The sequence below is a fragment of the Streptomyces hydrogenans genome (assembly GCF_014656075.1).
GTDB lineage: Bacteria > Actinomycetota > Actinomycetes > Streptomycetales > Streptomycetaceae > Streptomyces > Streptomyces hydrogenans.
This window is the reverse complement of record NZ_BNBS01000304.1, coordinates 1-895: the sequence shown is the minus strand read 5'-3', so window position 1 is coordinate 895 and position 895 is coordinate 1. Positions and strand designations below refer to the sequence as shown.

Sequence of the window (895 nt, the reverse complement as noted above, 5' to 3'; positions counted from 1 at the left end):
TTACTGATCATTTCAGAATGAGGTTCGGAGGCGTCGCAAGCAGATGATGCTGCAGGCGAGTTGGAGCAGTCCGAGGTGGAGGTCGGCTCGTATCTCGTAGCGGATCCGGAGGCGTTTGAACTGGTGGAGCCAGGCGAAGGTCCGCTCGACGACCCATCTGGTCTTGCCCAGGCCGGATCCGTGGGCGGTGCCCCTGCGGGCGATCTTCGGCGTGATGCCACGCGCGCGGAGCAGGCGTCGGTACTTGTCGTAGTCGTAGCCGCGGTCGGCGAACAGCCGCCGTGGCCGGTGACGGGGTCGGCCGACCAGCCCGCGGATGCGAGGGATGGTGTCCAGCAGGGGCATGAGTTGGGTGACGTCGTGCCGGTTTCCGCTGGTCAGCGACACTGCAAGGGGTGTTCCGTGCCGGTCGGTGATCAGGTGGTGCTTGCTGCCAGGCCTCGCGCGGTCGACCGGCGAAGGTCCGGTGTGAGCCCCCCTTTCAGAGCCCGGACGTGCGAGCCGTCGATCGCGGCGTCGTCCATGTCCAGCAGGCCTGCCTTGCGGAGTTCCGCGAGGAGGGTCTCGTGCAGGCGGGGCCAGACGCCGGCCTCGGTCCAGTCCCGCAGGCGTCGCCAGCACGTTACCCCGCTGCAGCCGATCGTCTCGGTCGGCACGTCCGCCCAGGTCACGCCCGTGCGCAAGACGTAGACGATCCCGCGCAGAGCCGCACGGTCATCCGCCGGCAGCCGGCCCGGATACCGCCGACGTCGCGGTGGACGAGGCGGGAGCAATGGGGCGACACGATGCCACAGGTCATCAGGCACAAGATCATCCGACACCTGCAGAACTCTGCCGCCCACCAGCCCAACTGCCAAGCCCCCGAATCAAACTCATTCTGAAATGATCAGTTAGT

The 895-nt window shown here is 66.9% G+C and carries 1 protein-coding gene; it reads right to left on the bottom strand.

Features of this window, described 5'->3' with window-relative positions:
• Positions 1-12: 12 nt before the first annotated feature.
• A protein-coding gene (locus IE321_RS41565; protein ID WP_190226792.1) for an IS5 family transposase occupies positions 13-821 on the bottom strand; the annotation gives its coding sequence in 2 pieces (ribosomal slippage) (positions 13-482 and positions 482-821; 810 coding nt in all).
• Positions 822-895: the final 74 nt, after the last annotated feature.